This is a genomic window from Bradyrhizobium sp. LA6.8 (genome assembly GCF_040547935.1).
GTDB classification, from domain to species: Bacteria; Pseudomonadota; Alphaproteobacteria; order Rhizobiales; family Xanthobacteraceae; genus Bradyrhizobium; species Bradyrhizobium barranii.
This window is the reverse complement of sequence record NZ_JBEPQQ010000006.1, coordinates 100,609-117,439: the sequence shown is the minus strand read 5'-3', so window position 1 is coordinate 117,439 and position 16,831 is coordinate 100,609. Positions and strand designations below refer to the sequence as shown.

The 16,831-nt window shown below is 64.8% G+C and carries 14 protein-coding genes; 5 read left to right on the top strand and 9 right to left on the bottom strand.

Going from position 1 to position 16,831, the window contains the following annotated elements; translation table 11 throughout:
- Positions 1–10: 10 nt before the first annotated feature.
- From ABIA90_RS27030 to ABIA90_RS27010, 5 genes are all read right to left on the bottom strand, one after another.
- Positions 11–727: an ABC transporter ATP-binding protein gene (locus ABIA90_RS27030; protein ID WP_063982182.1), complete on the bottom strand. Its 717-nt coding sequence runs from the start codon at positions 725–727 to the stop codon at positions 11–13.
- Positions 720–1,475 carry an ABC transporter ATP-binding protein gene (locus ABIA90_RS27025; RefSeq protein ID WP_071912046.1) on the bottom strand — a complete coding sequence of 252 codons (756 nt, stop codon included), beginning with the start codon at positions 1,473–1,475 and terminating at the stop codon, positions 720–722. Before ABIA90_RS27025 ends, ABIA90_RS27030 begins: the two co-directional genes overlap by 8 nt.
- Entirely contained in the window at positions 1,472–2,500 is a 1,029-nt protein-coding gene (locus ABIA90_RS27020) for a branched-chain amino acid ABC transporter permease (RefSeq protein WP_354121769.1), read from the bottom strand. The genes ABIA90_RS27025 and ABIA90_RS27020 overlap by 4 nt, the downstream gene beginning before the upstream one ends.
- Before the next feature lie 8 nt (positions 2,501–2,508).
- Complete coding sequence (locus ABIA90_RS27015) at positions 2,509–3,378, bottom strand: branched-chain amino acid ABC transporter permease (RefSeq protein WP_246918974.1); 870 nt, start codon at positions 3,376–3,378, stop codon at positions 2,509–2,511.
- 134 nt (positions 3,379–3,512) lie between these two features.
- Positions 3,513–4,703, bottom strand: a complete 1,191-nt coding sequence (locus tag ABIA90_RS27010) for an ABC transporter substrate-binding protein (protein WP_063982179.1) — start codon at positions 4,701–4,703, stop codon at positions 3,513–3,515.
- Between the two features lie 523 nt (positions 4,704–5,226).
- On the opposite strand from ABIA90_RS27010, the gene ABIA90_RS27005 reads away from it, so the two are divergent.
- Positions 5,227–5,511: a hypothetical protein gene (locus ABIA90_RS27005; RefSeq protein ID WP_354121770.1), complete on the top strand. Its 285-nt coding sequence runs from the start codon at positions 5,227–5,229 to the stop codon at positions 5,509–5,511.
- Positions 5,512–5,584: 73 nt separating this feature from the next.
- Here ABIA90_RS27005 and purU read toward each other — a convergent pair whose 3' ends face one another.
- Positions 5,585–6,448 carry a formyltetrahydrofolate deformylase gene (purU, locus tag ABIA90_RS27000; protein ID WP_028152006.1) on the bottom strand — a complete coding sequence of 288 codons (864 nt, stop codon included), beginning with the start codon at positions 6,446–6,448 and terminating at the stop codon, positions 5,585–5,587.
- Between the two features lie 186 nt (positions 6,449–6,634).
- Between purU and ABIA90_RS26995 the strand changes: the two genes are divergently transcribed.
- A complete protein-coding gene (locus ABIA90_RS26995) occupies positions 6,635–7,474 on the top strand; it encodes a uroporphyrinogen-III synthase (protein ID WP_354121771.1) in 840 nt (279 codons plus the stop codon).
- A 17-nt stretch (positions 7,475–7,491) separates the two neighbouring features.
- Here ABIA90_RS26995 and ABIA90_RS26990 read toward each other — a convergent pair whose 3' ends face one another.
- Both ABIA90_RS26990 and ABIA90_RS26985 read right to left on the bottom strand, forming a co-directional pair.
- Positions 7,492–8,172, bottom strand: coding sequence for a redoxin family protein (locus tag ABIA90_RS26990; protein ID WP_071912035.1), 681 nt, complete (start codon positions 8,170–8,172; stop codon positions 7,492–7,494).
- 21 nt (positions 8,173–8,193) lie between these two features.
- Entirely contained in the window at positions 8,194–11,514 is a 3,321-nt protein-coding gene (locus ABIA90_RS26985; protein WP_354121772.1) for an adenylate/guanylate cyclase domain-containing protein, read from the bottom strand.
- Positions 11,515–11,804: 290 nt separating this feature from the next.
- Between ABIA90_RS26985 and ABIA90_RS26980 the strand changes: the two genes are divergently transcribed.
- Entirely contained in the window at positions 11,805–13,055 is a 1,251-nt protein-coding gene (locus tag ABIA90_RS26980) for an MFS transporter (protein ID WP_354121773.1), read from the top strand.
- Here ABIA90_RS26980 and ABIA90_RS26975 read toward each other — a convergent pair.
- Positions 13,052–13,726, bottom strand: a complete 675-nt coding sequence (locus ABIA90_RS26975; RefSeq protein WP_028152011.1) for a Crp/Fnr family transcriptional regulator — start codon at positions 13,724–13,726, stop codon at positions 13,052–13,054. The genes ABIA90_RS26980 and ABIA90_RS26975 overlap by 4 nt on opposite strands.
- Before the next feature lie 337 nt (positions 13,727–14,063).
- Here ABIA90_RS26975 and ABIA90_RS26970 point away from each other — a divergent pair, with 337 nt between their 5' ends.
- Positions 14,064–14,885, top strand: a complete 822-nt coding sequence (locus ABIA90_RS26970; RefSeq protein ID WP_063986231.1) for an ABC transporter ATP-binding protein — start codon at positions 14,064–14,066, stop codon at positions 14,883–14,885.
- On the top strand, positions 14,882–16,813 hold the full coding sequence (locus ABIA90_RS26965; RefSeq protein ID WP_354121774.1) for a long-chain fatty acid--CoA ligase: 1,932 nt from the start codon (positions 14,882–14,884) through the stop codon (positions 16,811–16,813). Before ABIA90_RS26970 ends, ABIA90_RS26965 begins: the two co-directional genes overlap by 4 nt.
- Positions 16,814–16,831 lie beyond the last annotated feature (18 nt).

Sequence of the window (16,831 nt, the reverse complement as noted above, 5' to 3'; positions counted from 1 at the left end):
TCCCGTATTTCTAGTGGGCCGCCGCCCCTGCGACGCCGAGGTGGCGCTCGAGGACCGACGGGTCGGCCTTCAGCGCGGCGCTCGGGGCGTCGTGGACGATCGTTCCGCGCTCCAATATCACAACACGGTCGGCGAGCCCCAGAATCTTTTGCGCGTTCTGCTCGACGATGATCGAGCAGATGCCGCCCGCCCGGGTGATGGTGCCGATCGCCTTCAGCAGCTCCTCGACGATGATGGGGGCGAGGCCCTCCGTCGGCTCGTCCAGCAGCAGGACCTTGGGGTTGAGGGTCAGCGCCCGGCCGATCGCCAGCATCTGCTGCTCGCCGCCGGAGAGCTGGTTGCCAAAATTGCTCCGCCGCTCCTTCAGCCGCGGGAACATCTCGTAGACCCTCTCGACCGTCCAGGGGCCGGGCTGCGCCACCGCGGTCATGTTCTCTTCCACCGTCAGCGAGCGGAAGATGTTGCGCTCCTGCGGCACCCAGCCGATGCCGGCGCGCGCCCGCTGGTCAGGCCGGAGCGAGGTGACATCGGTGCCGGCCAGCGCGACGGAGCCGGAGAAGCGGCGGGTCACGCCGACGATGGAGTTGATCAGCGTGGTCTTGCCGGTCCCGTTGCGGCCCAGCAGCGCAAGCACCTGCCCCTCGGCGAGGCGCAGGGACATGTTGGGCAGCACCACCGCCTCGCCATAGCCGGCGCGAAGTGCGTCGATCGCGAGCAGGTCAGACATTGACCGCCTCCTCGCCGAGATAGACGGCCTTGACCTGCGGGTCGCGCGCGACCACGTCGGGCGGACCTTCGGTGAGCAGCGCGCCCGAGACCAATACCGAGATGCGGTCGGCGAAGGAAAAGACGAGGTCCATGTCGTGCTCGATCAGGAGCACGGTGACGTCGCGCGGCAGGCTGCCTACGACGGCGAGAATGTCGTGGCGTTCGCTCTCCGGAACGCCGGCGGCGGGCTCGTCGAGCAGCAGCACGCGGGGCTTGGCGGCGATCGCGACCGCGATCTCGAGCAGGCGCTGCTTGCCGTAAGGCAGCGTCACGGTCTCTTCGTTCATGACGTCGAGCAGATGGAAGCGCCTCAGGAGATCGGCGATCTCGCCATTGACGTCGCTCCGCGTGCCCATCCGCCGCCACCAGTCGCCGCCATGGCCGAGGCGCTCGGAGACGGCGAGGCCGATGGTCTCGAGCGGGGTCAGGTCGGGATAGAGCTGGTTGATCTGGAAGGTGCGCGACAGGCCGCGCAGCACGCGCTTGTGCACGGGCAGATCGGTAATGTCCTGGCCTTCGAGCAGGATCCGGCCCGAGTTCGGCTTGAGCACGCCGGTGAGCTGGTTGATGACCGTGGTCTTGCCGGCGCCGTTCGGGCCGATCAGCGCGTGGCGGGCGCCCTGCTCGATCTTGAGCGACAGATCGCGGGTGACGCGGAGGCCGCCAAAGGTCTTTTCGAGGTTCTGGGTTTCGAGCGCGATGGTCATGCGTCGCTCTCCGGCACGGCGACGACGGCCTTGCGTCCGGCAACCTGCTTGATGATCAGGTTCGGCACATAGAGCACCCAGCGGTGCAGGCGCTGGCGGCCGACCAGCACGATCACGACCAGCACGAGGCCGATCCAGAACTGCCAGTATTGCGGGGTGATGGTGGAGAACACTTCCTGGAGCATCCGGAAGATCACCGCGCCGACCAGTCCGCCATAGAGATAGCCGGTCCCGCCGATGACGAGCACCAGCATCAAATCGGCCGAACGCTCGAAGGCGAACACGTCGAGGGAGGCGATCGCCGTGGTCTGGGTGAACAGCGCGCCCGCGACGCCGGCATAGAACGCCGCGAGCGTGTAGATCGCGATCAGGCGGCGGTTGACGGGGATGCCGATGGCGGCTGCGCGCAGCGGATTATTCTTGATCGCGCGCAGCGACAGACCGAACGGCGAATGCACGACGCGGCGAGCGAACAGGAACAACAGGAACAGCACGGCCAGCGTGTAGAAGAAGCCGGTCTTGCCGAACATGTCGAACGGGATCTCGCCGAGGATCGGCTGCATCTCGATGCCCTGAAGGCCGTCAGTGCCGCCGGTGACGTTGGAGAAGCGTTCGGCGAGTGCCTCGAGCAGCAGCGCGATGCCGAGCGTGACCATCAGCCGGGTCAGATCGACGCCGCGGATCACCAGGAAGCTGGTGGCGAAACCCAGCACCATCGCGGCAAGGCCGGCGACGATCAGCGCGAGCACGGGCTCGTTGATGATCCCATGCAAGGCGAGAAGCCCCGCGGCGTAGGCGCCGACGCCGAAGAAAGCGGCATGGCCGAGCGAGACGATGCCGGCATAACCGAGGATGAGATCGAGCGACATCGCGAACAGCGCCAGCCGCAGGATGTCGGTCATGATCAGATAGCGCGTGGGAAATGCGAAGCCGCAGGCCAGCACGACGAGCCAGAAGGCGACTTCGCCATAGTGCCAGCGCGCCTGGCGCTGGGCGTGATAACCGACGTCGGAAGAAGCGCTCATCGGTGGCCTCAACGCGCGGCCGTGCGGCCGAACAGGCCGTTCGGGCGCCAGATCAGGATCACGATCATCATGGTGTAGATCACGAAGGGGCCCATCTTCGGCACGTAATATTTGCCGGCGACGTCGCCGATGCCGAGCAGGAGCGAGGCCAGGAACGGCCCGGTGATCGAGGACGAGCCGCCGACGGTGACCACGATCAGGAAGTAGATCATGAACTTCAGCGGGAAATACGGATCGAGGCCGAGGATCTCGGCGCTCAGTGCACCACCGAGACCGGCGAGCCCGCAGCCGAAAGCAAAGGTGAAGGCGAACACCTGCGGCACGTTGATGCCGAGGCCGCTCGCGGCACGGGGATCATCGACCGCGGCGCGCAGCCGGCTGCCGAAACGGGTCTTGGCCAGCACCATCTGGAGAGCAATGGTGAGCAGGCCGCAGATCACGATGATCATCAACCGGTAGCGGCCGATGCCGACGCCGAACAGGTCGAACTGGCCCTGGAGCGCAGCCGGCAAATTGATGAACACCCGCGACGAGCCCTGGATGTAGTCGACGGCCGCGACCGACATGAACGTGAGACCGATCGTGAACAGCACCTGATCGAGATGGCTGCGCGTATAGAGATGGCGGTAAAGCGTTCGCTCCAGCACGATGCCGATCGCAGCCGACGAGACGAAGGCGAGCGGCAGCGCGGCGAAGAACGGCCAGCCCATCCGGTTGACCAGGACCATGCAGACATAGCCGCCGGCCATGGCGAAGGCGCCGTGGGCGAGGTTGACGAAGTTCATCAGGCCGAGCGTGACCGCAAGCCCGCAAGCGAGCACGAACAGCAGCATGCCGTAGGCAACGCCATCGAACAGGTTGGTGAGGATAGAGGTCATCGGAAGCGGGTGAACCCTGGTAATCATTCGTCATTCCGGGGCAGCGCGCAGCGCTGAACCCGGAATCCATTTCCATCACGTCGAGATCCCCGATGCGCGCTAAGCGCGCTCGGGGATGACGCGCTTTTCGCGCGTCACTTCTTGGTCTTGCCGAGATCCTTGACGGCTTCGAAGGTCGCGAACTCGACATTGTAGAGTTCGCCGTCGACCTTCTCGACCTTGCGGATGTAGATGTTCTGCACGATGTCGCGGGTCTCGGGGTCGATCGAGATCGGGCCGCGCGGGCTTTCCCACTTCTGGCCCTTCATGGCTTCGACCAGCTTGGTGCCGTCGGTGTCACCATTGGTCTTCTTCAGCGCCTCGTAGATGAGGTGGATGCCGTCATAGCCGCTCACGGCCATGAAGCCCGGACGGTTGCCGTAGGCCTTCTTGTAGGCCGCGACGAAATCCTTGTTCATCTGCGAGGGATGCGCCGCGGAATACAGATGCGCGGTGACCGTGCCGAGCACGGCGTCGCCCATGTTGTTGAGCAGGTCGTCGTCGGTGACGTCGCCCGGTCCGATCACCTTGATGCCGGCCTTGTCGAGGCCACGCTCGGCATACTGCTTCATGAAGTTGCCGCCCTGGCCGGCCGGCACGAACACGAAGATCGCGTCGGGCTTGGCGTCCTTCATGCGCTGGAGGAACGGCGCGAAATCGGGATTGGCGAGCGGCGTCTTCACCTCTTCGACCACCTCACCGCCGCCGGCGGTGAAGTTCTGCTTGAAGAAGTTCAGCGCGTCGTTGCCCGGCGCGTAGTCGGAGGTGAGCGTCGCGACCTTCTTGATGCCGTTCTTCACCGCCCAGTCGGCGATGATGGTCGAGGACTGCGCCAGCGTGAAGCTGGTGCGCACGATGTAGGGCGAGCGCTCGGTGATGATGGAGGTGCCGGCCGCCATCACGACTTCCGGGATCTTGGCCTGGGTTGCGAGCGGCGCGGCCGCGAGCGCGGCCGGCGTCACGCCGAAGCCGGCGATGAAATTGACCTTGTCGTTGACGATCAGCTCCTGCGCGGCCGTCTTGGTCTTGTCCGGAATCGCGGCGTCGTCCTTGAGGATGATCTCGATCTTCTTGCCGGCGACGGTGTCGCCCTTCTGCTGCATGTAGAGCTTGATCGCGTTCTCGATCTGCTTGCCGGTCGAGGCCTGGCCGCCGGTCATCGGCAGGATCAGGCCGACCTTGACGGTGTCCTCGGCCTTGGCCGGCACGATGGCCGCAAGGCCCGCGATGGCGGCCGCTGCTGCGGTCCAAGAGACCTTGTAAGAAAACGTCTTCCGTTCGAACATCAGATGTCCCTCCCCTTCATTCCTGACCTCTTGTGCGCCGGACCGAGTGCCCGGTCCTTGGCTCAACCTTAGCTCACGCACGCGCGATGTCGCGCCACATGGCGTCTTTCGCGCCCTTATTGTCAATCGGACGTTTGGCGACCATTCGGCGCAAGCCGCGCGTCCCGATTGCCGACGACGGGAGCGATGCCGTGGTTACGTCCGGGTAACCCGAGCATCCCCATCCTGGTCGCTCCTATTTGTACGATTGTACAAATAAAATGGACCTGTCAACGAAAAAGCCTCGCCGCCGACCAAGCCAGTTTGTCGCGTGCCCCTTGCCACAGTCTAGAAAGCGACCGGCCGCGTGGATGGAGAATTTCGTCTTTCTTTTGCAAAATTCGGACACCGGCGAGGCTTCGGTTCCCCGCAAATCGGTAGCTGATTACCTACCTCGAATAAGTCTATTTTACCTTGTTGAAGACTACTCTTCCCGCGCCAGCCTAACCCGGCGTCCAACCCTGACTGAATTCGCGCGCGCACAATGCTCAAGTCCTTCCGCTCCGTCCTCACCCTCGTAGCGCTCGCCGCGGGGCTGTCCGGCTGCGGCACCGTCAACGAAAAGCTCTCCGCCGGCATGGGCGACTACGTCCCGCAATGGGCCGGCGGCCTGCCAGCCGACGCACCGCCGCGGCCCGGCACGCCCCAATACGACGCCTACATGAAAGAGCGCGAACGCAAGCGGCTGCTGCCGGCGGCCGATCGCGAGAAGGAAGAGCAGGCGCAGAAGGGTGCGACGGGGACTACGTCGGGCGGCGCGGTGCGCTAGGGGAGCGAATGGCGAATAGGGAGTGGCGAATATCGCCACCCTCTCCATTCGCTACTCGCCACTCCACTATTCGCTAATCCATAAACACCACGGTCTTGCGGCCGTTGAGGATGACGCGGTCGTCGAGGTGGTAGCGGATCGCGCGGGCCAGCACGCGCCGCTCGATATCGCGGCCCTTGCGGACGAGATCCTCCGGGGTGTCGCGGTGGCTGATGCGCTCGACGTCCTGATCGACGATCGGACCTTCGTCGAGATCGCGCGTGACGTAATGGGCGGTGGCGCCGATCAGCTTGACGCCGCGCTCATGGGCCTGGTGATAGGGCTTTGCGCCCTTGAACCCCGGCAGGAACGAGTGGTGGATGTTGATGCAGCGGCCGGAAAGCTTGGCAGACAGATCATCCGACAATATCTGCATGTAGCGCGCGAGCACGACGAGATCGGTGCCGGTCTCGGCGACGAGATCGAGGATCTGCGCCTCCTGTTCGCGCTTGGTCTCCTTGGTGACGGGCAGATGGTGGAACGGGATGCCGCCGAAATCGAGCCCGGCATAGACCTCGCGCGGATGGTTGGAGACGATTGCGGTCGGGACCATCGGCAGCTCGCCGGTGCGCCAGCGATAGAGGATGTCGACCAGGCAATGGTCGGACTTCGACACCAGCAGCATCACCTTGCGATGCGCAGCACGGTCGCGCATCTGCCACTCCATGCCGAAACGCTCCGCGATCGCGGCAAAGCCGGTCTGGAGCGCCGACAACTCAACGGCGAGATCGGCCGCTGTGAACACCACGCGCATGAAGAACTTCTTGGTCTCGACGTCGTCGAACTGCTGGGCGTCGAGAATGTTCTGTCCGTTGTGGGCCAGGAAGGTCGACACCGCCGAGACGATGCCGGGACGATCCGGACAGGACAGGGTCAGGACATATTGATGATCGGGCATGGCTCTTGATGAAGGTTTGGGCAGCGACTGCGGAACGACCCGCGATTTGCGCCCTGCTCTATCACCGACCCCGCCCTCCCGCCAATCCCAAGACTTGATCGCAAGACGTGATCCCAAGACTTGCGTCAGCATAAAGCGCGGAGTCAGGATGAACGGACCATTGCAATTTACCACCGGAGCACACCCATGGCCGACCGCTTGAACGGCTACCGCATCCTGATCCTGGAGACGCGCGAGGAGGCGCAGTTTTCAAAGCTTCTGGCGGAGCAAGGTGCCGATGTCGTGCAGTGCCCGATGTTCACCATTCACGACGCGCCCGATCCCGCCCCGGTCGAGGCCTGGATCCGCCGCGCCATCGACCAGCCCCTTGACGACCTCGTGCTGATGACGGGCGAAGGCCTGCGGCGGATCATGAAGCTCGCGCGGACCCGTGGCCTCGACCAGGCTCTGGTCGCAGCCCTCGCCAAATCGCGAAAATTCACCCGCGGCCCGAAGCCCGGTAAGGCGTTGCGCGAGATCTCCCTCGATGCGCAGCAGACCACGGAGAAGCCGACCACCGAGGGCGTGATCGAAATGCTGGGCCGGCTCGATCTGAAGGGGCGACGCGTCGGCCTTCAGCTTTATCCAGACAAGGACCACAGCGCACTGACCGGCGCGCTTGCCGCACAAGGCGCAGATGTCGATACCGTGCTGCCTTATGCCTACGATTCCAAGGCAGCGGATGCCAACATCGTCGCCGCCATCGACGACGTGGCCGAGGGGCGGATCGATTCCATCGCGCTGACCAATCTTGGCCAGGTCCGCCGCCTCGTGGAGGCCGCGAAGGCACATGGCAGTGAGGCGAAATTGCGCGCGGGGTTGGAGCGGACGCTGATTGCGTCAGTGGGCCCCGCGGTGTCGGGAGAGCTCGCCGCGCATGGCCTGCGCACGGACATCGCGCCGGCGGAAGACCACTATTTCATGCGCCCGCTGATCTCGGCGATGGCGGCAGCGCTCGCCGAGAAACGGCCGAAGGTGGCGGGTTAATCACCGGCCGACGATGCCTAGCTCGCCACCTGCGAGGCGGCCGACATCAACTCCTGCGGGCTCGGAGCCCCGAACATGCGGTGGCCGCCTTCAGGAACCTCGGTAAAGGTCCAGCGCACGATCCCCTCGCGATCGAGCAGGAACTGGCCGAACAGCTGGCCCTGGCCGGTTGCCGCCATGCGCTGATCGGCCTCCATCATCTCGTAGCCGTCCTTGTTGTTGAGGTACTCGGAAGCCGCCAGCCGATTCATCGGCCCCGACGTTTCGCCGGGCACATCCACCTGCATGCTCTTGACGACGTTCATACCCACCTTGCGCGGCCACTCGGTTTCGTTCTCCGTAAACTCGATAGTGGGCAGGCCGAACGCGCGGTGCGAGACCCGCTCGGGGTCGGACGCGGCGAGCAGATTGGGCAAGGGATGATAGCGGAAGTAGAGCCGCGCGCGCTCGATGGGCGTATTCACGACCGTGAGACTTTCGACGCCCTTGTCGCGCAGGGCTGCGTCAAGTTGCGCCTGTGCCGCGATATGGCGCCGACAGAACGGGCAGTGTAGCCCGCGAAACAAGCCGATCAGTATCGGACTGTGCCCGCGAAAATCCTGGAGCGCGATCGTCCCATCGCGTGTGATCGCGTCCAGCACGATGTTCGGTGCGCGATCGCCCGGCTGAAGCGGTCCGTCGACATGAAGTTCTGGCATGGTTGAACTCCTTCATATGACCTAGTCAAGAAATGGCAGTACGATCAGCCCGGCGGGATCGAGCCCATGGCGGGCGCAGACATCATGGGCCAGCGCGAAATATCGGTCGGCCTCGGGCATGTCGCCTCGATCAAGGCTCAGCGTGGCGAGACCATCATAGCATGGAAACAGCTGCTGCGGCTCACCGGTTTCGTTCGCCACCTCGATTGCCTCATTGTAGCAGAGGGCGGCCAGATCGGGGCGGAAGTGGCATTGATGGATTTGCCCGAGAACGATCAGGGGCACGGAGAGATGCTCGCGCTGATCGAGTGCACGGTCGATTTCGATCGCCTTTTCGGCGGCCGGTACCCCTTCCTCGGTACATCTGTCCGTGAAGGTGCAACAGGCAACGGCAAAATTGGCAAGGAGGCGCGCCTGGAAGCCGAGATCCCCGATCCGACGCGCGACATCGAGTCCACGCCGGCAGACCTCCACGGCTTTCGCCGGGTCGACGATCGTGTAGAGCACACCGAGATTGGTGTAGCCGCGGCAGGCTACATTGAGGAGGCCGGCGGTTTCGGCGGCTGCAACACTTTGCTCCACCTCGCGCACCGCCTCCTCGTGTCGTCCAAGCCGCGCCAGCGCAACGCCCTTGGTGTTGAGGGCCTCCGCAATGGCGCGTGCCGCCTCGAGACCGGCCTGCTCGTCCGCGGCCGCCGGTACGGACCGTGCATAGGCGAGCGCCTCGTCTGCCCATCTTGCGGCGGCCACGTGATCGCCGGTCCGAAACGCGAGACGGCCGCGCTCCTGCAGGAGATGCGCCCACTCGATGGGCGCGTCGGTCCCTCCAAGCAGTTTGGCCGCCTCGGCGTAATGCGTCTCTGCCCTGATCCGCTTGCCGGCGTCCCACAGCAATCGTCCAAGCTTGCGAAGAATTCGCGCTTCGCCGATCCGGTCCTGGATGGCGCGGTGCCCCTCCAACGCGCTCTGATAGTGCTCCTCGGCCGTGTTCCGGCGGCCAGCCGCGGCACAGAGGTCCGCAATCCGCTCGTACAGGACCAGACGTTCCGGCTCCCGTTCGCCGCCGGTCAACAGCACGGCGAGGGCCTGTTGGTAGAGACGGATGGCATCGTCGTTGGCATAGCTGGCGCGTGCGCGATCGCCGGCTGCGCGCAGATAGCGCGCGCCTTTCGGCTTGCTCGCGCTCAGACTGAAGTGATGTCCGAGCAATATGAGATCTTCGAGGCGCTCGGGCTCATCGCCATAGAGCCTCTCGAGCGCCCCGCCGATCCGTCCATGAAGCTCGATCCGGCGCTGCAGAAGCAGGTTTTGATAGATCACGTCCTGAAGCATGGTTTGCGTGAAGCGGTAGGTCCGCAGCGAAATCGAGTTCGCGCCCGCGATCTCCTCGATGATCTCCGCGTCGCACAGAAGTTCGAGCCCTGCTTCAACCCTTGCCGGCTCGGTTGCCGCCGCACCGAGAGCAGCCGCATCAAAACGCGGGCCGATTACCGCAGCCTCCTGTGCCAAGCGGCGCACCTGATGCGGCAACCGGTCGAGACGCGCCAGCAACAACGCCTGAATGCTTGCCGGGATATCGGCGGCGGCTTCATCCGACTTCATCCGCCACTGCGCGCCGTCGCGCTCCAGGGTGCCGGCTTCGATCAGGCCGCGTATGATCTCCTCAAGGAAAAGCGGATTGCCGCCGGCGCGATCGAGGATTCGACCGAACAGAGCTCCCGGCGGTTCACGCCAACCGTGACTGAAATAGGCCGCGAGCAGCCTTTGTCCGTCGGCGTCGCCAAGCGGGGGCAGCCGGAGGGTTGTGTGACTGATCCTGCTCGAACCGAACTGGTCCAGTTCCAGCATCGGCCGATGCGTAAACAGCAGCATCAGCCGCGTCCGCTCCAGTCGGTCCATCAGGAACCGCAACGCTTCAAGCGACACCGCATCGGCCCAATGCAGATCCTCGACGATGATCAGCAGTGGCGACAGTGCCAGGCGGCGTTCGAACACGGTGCGAATCGCGAAGAATATCTGCCGGCGGAGCTGTTCGGGCTCGACATGCCTGAGCACGGCGTTGGGGTCGCCGAGGCCGAGTACGTGCAGATAGAGGGGCATCAGGCGGTCGGCCTCGTCGGTCGCGAGGCCAAGCTCCGACAGCGCTTCTGCGACCTTCGCCTCCGCTTCTGCGGCGCCCGCCTTCTGCGCGATGCCATAGGCGCTGCGCAGCACCGCGGCGAGAGTGCCGTAGGATTGTTCGCCGAGCGGCGAGCACGCCGCCTGCCGGATCGCCACGCCGGCGAATCGATCCTGGTCGCGGATGCGCGCGACGAACTCGCTGACCAGGCGCGTTTTCCCGATGCCGGCTTCGCCGACCAGCCGCACCAGTTGAGCCGCGCCGCCGCACGCGCGATCAAGGCTGCCGATCAGGCGCGCAAGCTCGGCGTCGCGCCCGATCAACGGCGCATTGAGGCCCAGCGTGTCGAGACCGCGCGCCGCACGGGGCGTGTCGAGCGGCTCCTTCAGACGGTGGACCAGCACGCTGCCCATCTTGCCCTTCAGCGAGACCTCGCCAAGCGAGTCATAGGAGAACGCATGCCGCGTCAGACGGTGGGTCAACGGCCCGACCAGCACCTCGCCCGAAGCCGCCATCGACTGTAGCCGCTGGGCGGTATTCACCGTGTCGCCGGTCACCGAATAGGATTTGGAAACACCCGCACCGAGCCCGCCCGCGACGACGTGCCCGGTGTTGATGCCGACATGGAGCAGCAGCGGTGAACCGGCATACGCCTTCGCGCGTTCGCTGAGGCGCGCCGTCCGGCCGATCATGTCGAGGGCAGCGCGCACCGCCCGCTCCGGGTCGTCCTCGTGCGCCGCCGGCGCACCAAACAGAGCCAGCAGCGCATCGCCGATGAATTTGTCCACGAAGCCGCCAAAGCTTTGCACCGCGGCCGTCAACTCCTCGAACAATTCGTTTTGAAGCGTCTGCATGACCTCGGGGTCGAGCCGCTCGCTCATCGCAGTGAAGCCGCTCAGGTCGGCAAACAGCACGGTGATGGTCCGGCGGTTCGCCTCGCTGTCGATCTTGTCCGACGGAGCTCGAAATGCGGCTTGAGCCTCCTCCGCCGGCACGAGCGGCGGAGAGGAGGACCGGATCGGGAGCGTCGTCGGGCTCGCCCGCGTCGATGCCTGCCCGCCGGTGGGGACCTCAGCGACGAAGGCACCGCATTTCGGGCAATAGGCGAAATCCGGCGCGCATGGAAACCCGCAGCCTGGGCACGCGTTCGGCTGCTTCGTGCCGCACTTCGGGCAGAAGGCAAAGCCGCTCTGGACCTCTAAACCACAGCAAGAGCAGTTCATGGGTCAGGACCTCGCGGAAGCCGCGATGGCGCGAGCTCCTGGACCTGCCGGATGGACCCAGGAACCTGGCAAGCATGGGCTCGTCGCACGGGAAGAGCAAGCGGCGGTTGGTCAGCCTCTCCGTATCGGCCGGGCGACGAAGCGATGCTGTGGGCGCACTGGCGCACCGCAAATCGTCGGCAAGCATGGCGGCATGCGGTAGCGCCAATTGACAGGGGCATGGCCGGGGCTACCCTGCCAACAGAAGAACAAAAACAAGGGGGAATCGCCGTGAAACCCGTCATCGCATCTTGAGCACATCCGCACTCGCGCCGTTCCGCATCCGCAACTATCGCTTCCAGTGGCCGTCCGATCTGCTCACCTCGTGGGCGTTCGAAGTGGAGACGTTGGTGCTCGGCTGGTACATCATGGTCGAGACAGGCTCCGTGCTGCTGCTCACCGTGCTTGCGTCGCTGCAGTTCGTCGGGACCCTGGTCGCGCCGGTGCTCGGCATGATCGGCGACCGGATGGGTCATCGCGATCTCCTGGTCGTGATGCGCCTTGCCTATACGGCGCTCTCGTCGACCATCATGGTTCTGGCGCTGACCGGTCATTTGTCGCCGCTGAGCGTGATGATCATCGTTGCGCTCATGGGCCTGATCCGCCCCTCGGATCTCGGCGTCCGCGGCGCACTGCTTGCCGAGATCATGCCGCCCGAGCAACTGGTGGGCGCCATCAGCGTTGCGCGCACGACCCAGGACAGCGCCCGCATCGCCGGAGCGTTGACGGGTGCAAGCCTGTTCGCCGTCCTCGGCATCGGCCTCGTTTACGTGGCGATCGCCTGCCTTTACTTCGCGGCCGCACTTCTCATGCTCTGCCTGACCCGGCCGAAGAGGACCGTCACGACGAGCGATCTTCCGGCGAACAGCCACGCGGTCTCGCGATTGCTGGGCGACCTCAAGGAAGGGATCGTCTATGCCTGGAACGGCCCGGGAATGCGCGCGGCGCTGTGCGTCGCCTTCCTGGCCAATCTCACCGCCTTTCCCTTCACCGGCGGACTATTGCCCTACATCGCGCGGGACATCTTTCATACCGACCAGACCGGCCTCGGCTATCTCTCGGCGAGCTTCGCCGTGGGCTCGCTGATCGGCTCCATCACGCTCAGCCTGGTGAGCGGACTACGCATTGCCCGGCTTCTCATCGGCGCGACGCTGGCCTGGTACGCCATGCTGCTGGTGTTCGTCGAGATCAGGACTATGCCGGTGGCGATGGCCTGCCTCGTTCTCGCCGGCATCGCCCAGAGCATGTCAATGATATCAGCTGCCGTGATCCTGATGCGGACGGCGAGCGCGCACCTGCGCGGCCGTGTGATGGGCGTGCGCATGATGGTGATCTACGGCCTGCCACTCGGATTGCTCGCGGCCGGTAGCTTGATCGACATCATCGGCTATTCCGCGACGGGCTCGCTCTACGCCGCCGCGGGCTTCATCGCGATGCTGGCGATCGCGGTCCGCTGGCGCGCCGACCTCTGGCCGGTCCACGCCCCCGCCAACGCGCGCTAGTCCCCGTAGCCACGCAGCCGCTCGACATCGAGAATGGTGACGCCGCCATATTCGAGCCGCAGCAGCCCCTCCTTCTCCAGCCGGTTCAGCGCGCGGTTGGCGTTCTGCCGTGACATGCCCGAGAGCGCCCCGATCTCCTCCTGGGTGATTTCCAGATGCGCGGTCGACTCGGGATAGAGGATCGGATTGAACAGCGAGGCGATGCTGCGCGCGAGGCGTGCGGTGGCATCCAGCGTGCGGTTGACCTCGAGCATGCCGATGAACTGGCCGAGCCGCTCGTTGAGCTGGCGCACCAGGAAGCGGTTGAAGCCGACGCTGTTCTCGAACAGCCACATGAATGCGCTGCGTTCCATCAGCGCGACGCGGCTGTCGCGCAGCGCGACCACGTCGTAGCGACGAGGCTCGTTCTTGAGCACGCTGCCCTCGCCGAACCAGGCCCCGGCCGTCAGCCCCGCAAGGCTCGTCTCCTTGCCGTCGCGCGAGACCCCGCCCATCCGTGCCAGGCCGCTCACCATGCCTGCCCAATAGCTGAACGTATCGCCGCGCATGAACACGGTCTCGCCGGTGCGGTAGGACCGTTCCGTGATCCCGGTGCGGGCGACCTCGATCTCCGCGTCCGTGAGCTCGCGCGACCAAGCGGCGACCCGCTTCAGTTGATCCTCTGAAATCATGATGCTGAAGCCAGCCGCACCGTTCGCCACCCAATCTCTCTGCTGCACTGCAACACGATCACTTCGACCACCATCCGACGAAAGATGAAGGCCACTCCCGTCTGAAAAAACTTTGTCGCAGAATTGTCAGGCGGGAGACATTTCAAAATAGCGCTTTCCCCTATTGAGGACCACCTTGGGCGATGCGGCTTTTGATCCCGATCGGGAGCAAGAGTGGCGCGGCGCCGGTCGAGACCAATAGCTGCATGGCCTCACCGGCACGGCCGTACTAGGATCGCCCGACAGGAACGGACGAAGAGCGCCGCTGAATGCGCCATCACCGGGAGGGATTTGTTTGGTGGCTACCAGTCTCGAAGTGCGCGGCGTGTCCTTGCGATTCGGCGGCGTCCGTGCGCTGACCGATGTCAGCTTTGCCATCAATGACGGCGAGCTGTTCTCGATCATCGGCCCCAACGGCGCCGGCAAGACCTCGATCGTGAATTGTATTTCCGGCCGCTACAAGCCGACCGAAGGCCAGCTGTTCTACCGCGGCCGCGACATCACAGGGCTGACGCCGAACGCGCGCCCCACGCTCGGCATCGGCCGCACCTTCCAGAATCTGGCGCTGTTCCACCACATGAGCGTGCTCGACAACATCATGGTCGGGCGCCATCACCTCCTGAACAACAATTTCCTCACGGGATCGCTGTACTGGCTCACCGGCGCGCGCAAGGAGGAACTCGAGCACCGCCGCAAGGTCGAGGAGATCATCGACTTCCTCGATCTCCAGTCGGTGCGAAAGGCGCAAGCCGGCACCCTCTCCTACGGCCTGCGCAAACGCGTCGAACTCGCCCGTGCCATGGCGCTGGAACCGCGCCTCATTCTCCTCGACGAGCCGATGGCCGGCATGAACTTCGAGGAGAAGGAGGACATGGCGCGCTACATCGTCGACCTCAACGAGGAGTTCGGGATGACGGTGGTGATGATCGAGCACGACATGGGCGTGGTGATGGACATCTCCCACCGCGTCATGGTGCTCGATTTCGGCCGCAAGATCGCCGAGGGCGATCCGGCCGCCGTGCTCGCCGATCCCCACGTCAGGCGCGCCTATCTCGGCGAGGAGGACGAGGTGCTGGTCGATCCGGACGATGCTCCGCCAGCACAGGAGAGTGCGGCATGATGGATTACGCGGGCCGCGTCGCGCAGGCCGACACCTATCCGAAGATGCTGCGGCTCAATGCCAGGGAGCACGGCAACGAGATCGCGTTGCGCGAAAAGGATCTCGGGCTCTGGCGCGTCTTCACCTGGAATGATTACCACACCCGCGTACGCGACTTTGCGCTCGGCCTCATCGAATTGGGCTTGGGTCGAGAGGACGTCATCGGCATCATCGGCGACAACCGGCCGGACTGGGTCGCGGCGGAAGTGGCGACCCACGCCATCGGCGGCTTGAGCCTTGGGCTCTATCGCGACGTGCTGGACGAGGAAGCCTCCTACCTCCTCAACTATGGCGAGGCGCAGGTCGTTTTCGCCGAGGACGAAGAGCAGGTCGACAAGCTGCTCGTGCTTGCCGAGCGTGTGCCGCGGTTGAAGCACATCATCTATTCCGATCCGCGCGGCATGCGGAAATACGACGATCCCAGACTGATGTCGGCGGAAGCGTTCGCCGAGCTCGGCCGCGGCCGCGCCACGCGTGAGCCGGAGCTCTACGATCGCCTCGTCGATGCCACCAAGGGCGAGGATGTCGCGATTCTCTGCACCACGTCGGGCACCACCTCGCACCCGAAGCTCGCCATGCTCGCCGCCGGCCGCGTGCTCGGCCATTGCGCGACCTATCTCGCCTTCGATCCGAAAGGGCCGGACGACGAATACGTCTCCGTGCTGCCGCTACCGTGGATCATGGAGCAGGTCTATGTGCTCGGCAAAGGCCTCTTGTGCCGGATGAAGATCAACTTCGTCGAAGAGCCTGATACGATGATGAACGATCTGCGCGAAATCGCGCCGACGTTCGTGCTGTTTGCGCCGCGCGTCTGGGAATCCATCGCTGCCGACGTTCGCGCCAAGGTGATGGACGCGACGCCTTTCAAGCAGCGCCTGTTCGACATCGGCATGAAAAGCGGACTCGCCGCGCTCGCAGACGGCAAACGTTCGAGCTTTGCCGACGCAATCCTGTTCCGCGCGCTGCGCGACCGCCTCGGCTTTACCCGCCTGCGTTCGGCCGCGACCGGCGGCGCGGCACTCGGCCCTGATACCTTCAAGTTCTTCCAGGCCATGGGCGTGCCGCTGCGCACGCTCTACGGCCAGACCGAACTGCTAGGGGCCTACACTCTGCATCCCGAGGGCAAGGTCGATCCCGACACGACGGGCGTGCCGATGGCCGACAGCGTCGAGATCCGCATCGACAATGCCGACGTCCACGGCGTCGGCGAGATCGTGGTGCGGCACCCCAACATGTTTCTCGGCTACTACAAGAGCCCCGAAGCAAGCGTTGCCGACATCAGGGACGGCTGGATGCTGTCGGGCGATGCCGGCTATTTCAACGCGAACCGCCAGCTCGTCGTCATCGACCGCATCAAGGACCTCGCCGAGACCTCGCGCGGCGAGCGCTTCTCGCCGCAGTTCATCGAGAACAAGCTGAAGTTCTCGCCCTATATCGCGGAGGCCGTGGTGTTAGGCGCCGGCCGCGACGCGCTCGCGGCGATGATCTGCATCCGTTACTCCATCATCTCGAAATGGGCGGAGAAGAGCCGGCTCTCGTTCACGACCTACAGCGACCTCGCCTCGCGGCCCGAGGTCTACGCCCTGCTCAAGAAGGAAGTCGAGACCGTCAACGCCACATTGCCGCCGGCGCAACGCATCTCGCGCTTCCTGCTGCTCTACAAGGAGCTGGACGCCGACGACGGCGAGCTCACCCGCACCCGAAAGGTGCGCCGCAGCGTCATCAACGAGAAATACGAAGGCATCATCAACGCGATCTACCGCGGCGATGCCGACATCCCCGTCGACACCGTGATCCGCTTCCAGGACGGCACCACGCAGCGCGTGCGAACGACGCTGCGCGTGGTGGATCTCGGCGGACATGGGCATATGGCGGAGGCCGCGGAGTGAGCCTGCTTCGAACCGAGA

Excerpts from the sequence above, each read along its gene's own strand:
- ABIA90_RS27030 (WP_063982182.1), bottom strand. The coding sequence starts at position 727 with ATGTCTGACCTGCTCGCGATCGACGCACTTCGCGCCGGCTATGGCGAG.
- ABIA90_RS27025 (WP_071912046.1), bottom strand. The coding sequence starts at position 1,475 with ATGACCATCGCGCTCGAAACCCAGAACCTCGAAAAGACCTTTGGCGGC.
- ABIA90_RS27020 (WP_354121769.1), bottom strand. The coding sequence starts at position 2,500 with ATGAGCGCTTCTTCCGACGTCGGTTATCACGCCCAGCGCCAGGCGCGC.
- ABIA90_RS27015 (WP_246918974.1), bottom strand. The coding sequence starts at position 3,378 with ATGACCTCTATCCTCACCAACCTGTTCGATGGCGTTGCCTACGGCATG.
- ABIA90_RS27010 (WP_063982179.1), bottom strand. The coding sequence starts at position 4,703 with ATGTTCGAACGGAAGACGTTTTCTTACAAGGTCTCTTGGACCGCAGCA.
- ABIA90_RS27005 (WP_354121770.1), top strand. The coding sequence starts at position 5,227 with ATGCTCAAGTCCTTCCGCTCCGTCCTCACCCTCGTAGCGCTCGCCGCG.
- purU (WP_028152006.1), bottom strand. The coding sequence starts at position 6,448 with ATGCCCGATCATCAATATGTCCTGACCCTGTCCTGTCCGGATCGTCCC.
- ABIA90_RS26995 (WP_354121771.1), top strand. The coding sequence starts at position 6,635 with ATGGCCGACCGCTTGAACGGCTACCGCATCCTGATCCTGGAGACGCGC.
- ABIA90_RS26990 (WP_071912035.1), bottom strand. The coding sequence starts at position 8,172 with ATGCCAGAACTTCATGTCGACGGACCGCTTCAGCCGGGCGATCGCGCA.
- ABIA90_RS26985 (WP_354121772.1), bottom strand. The coding sequence starts at position 11,514 with ATGAACTGCTCTTGCTGTGGTTTAGAGGTCCAGAGCGGCTTTGCCTTC.
- ABIA90_RS26975 (WP_028152011.1), bottom strand. The coding sequence starts at position 13,726 with ATGATTTCAGAGGATCAACTGAAGCGGGTCGCCGCTTGGTCGCGCGAG.
- ABIA90_RS26965 (WP_354121774.1), top strand. The coding sequence starts at position 14,882 with ATGATGGATTACGCGGGCCGCGTCGCGCAGGCCGACACCTATCCGAAG.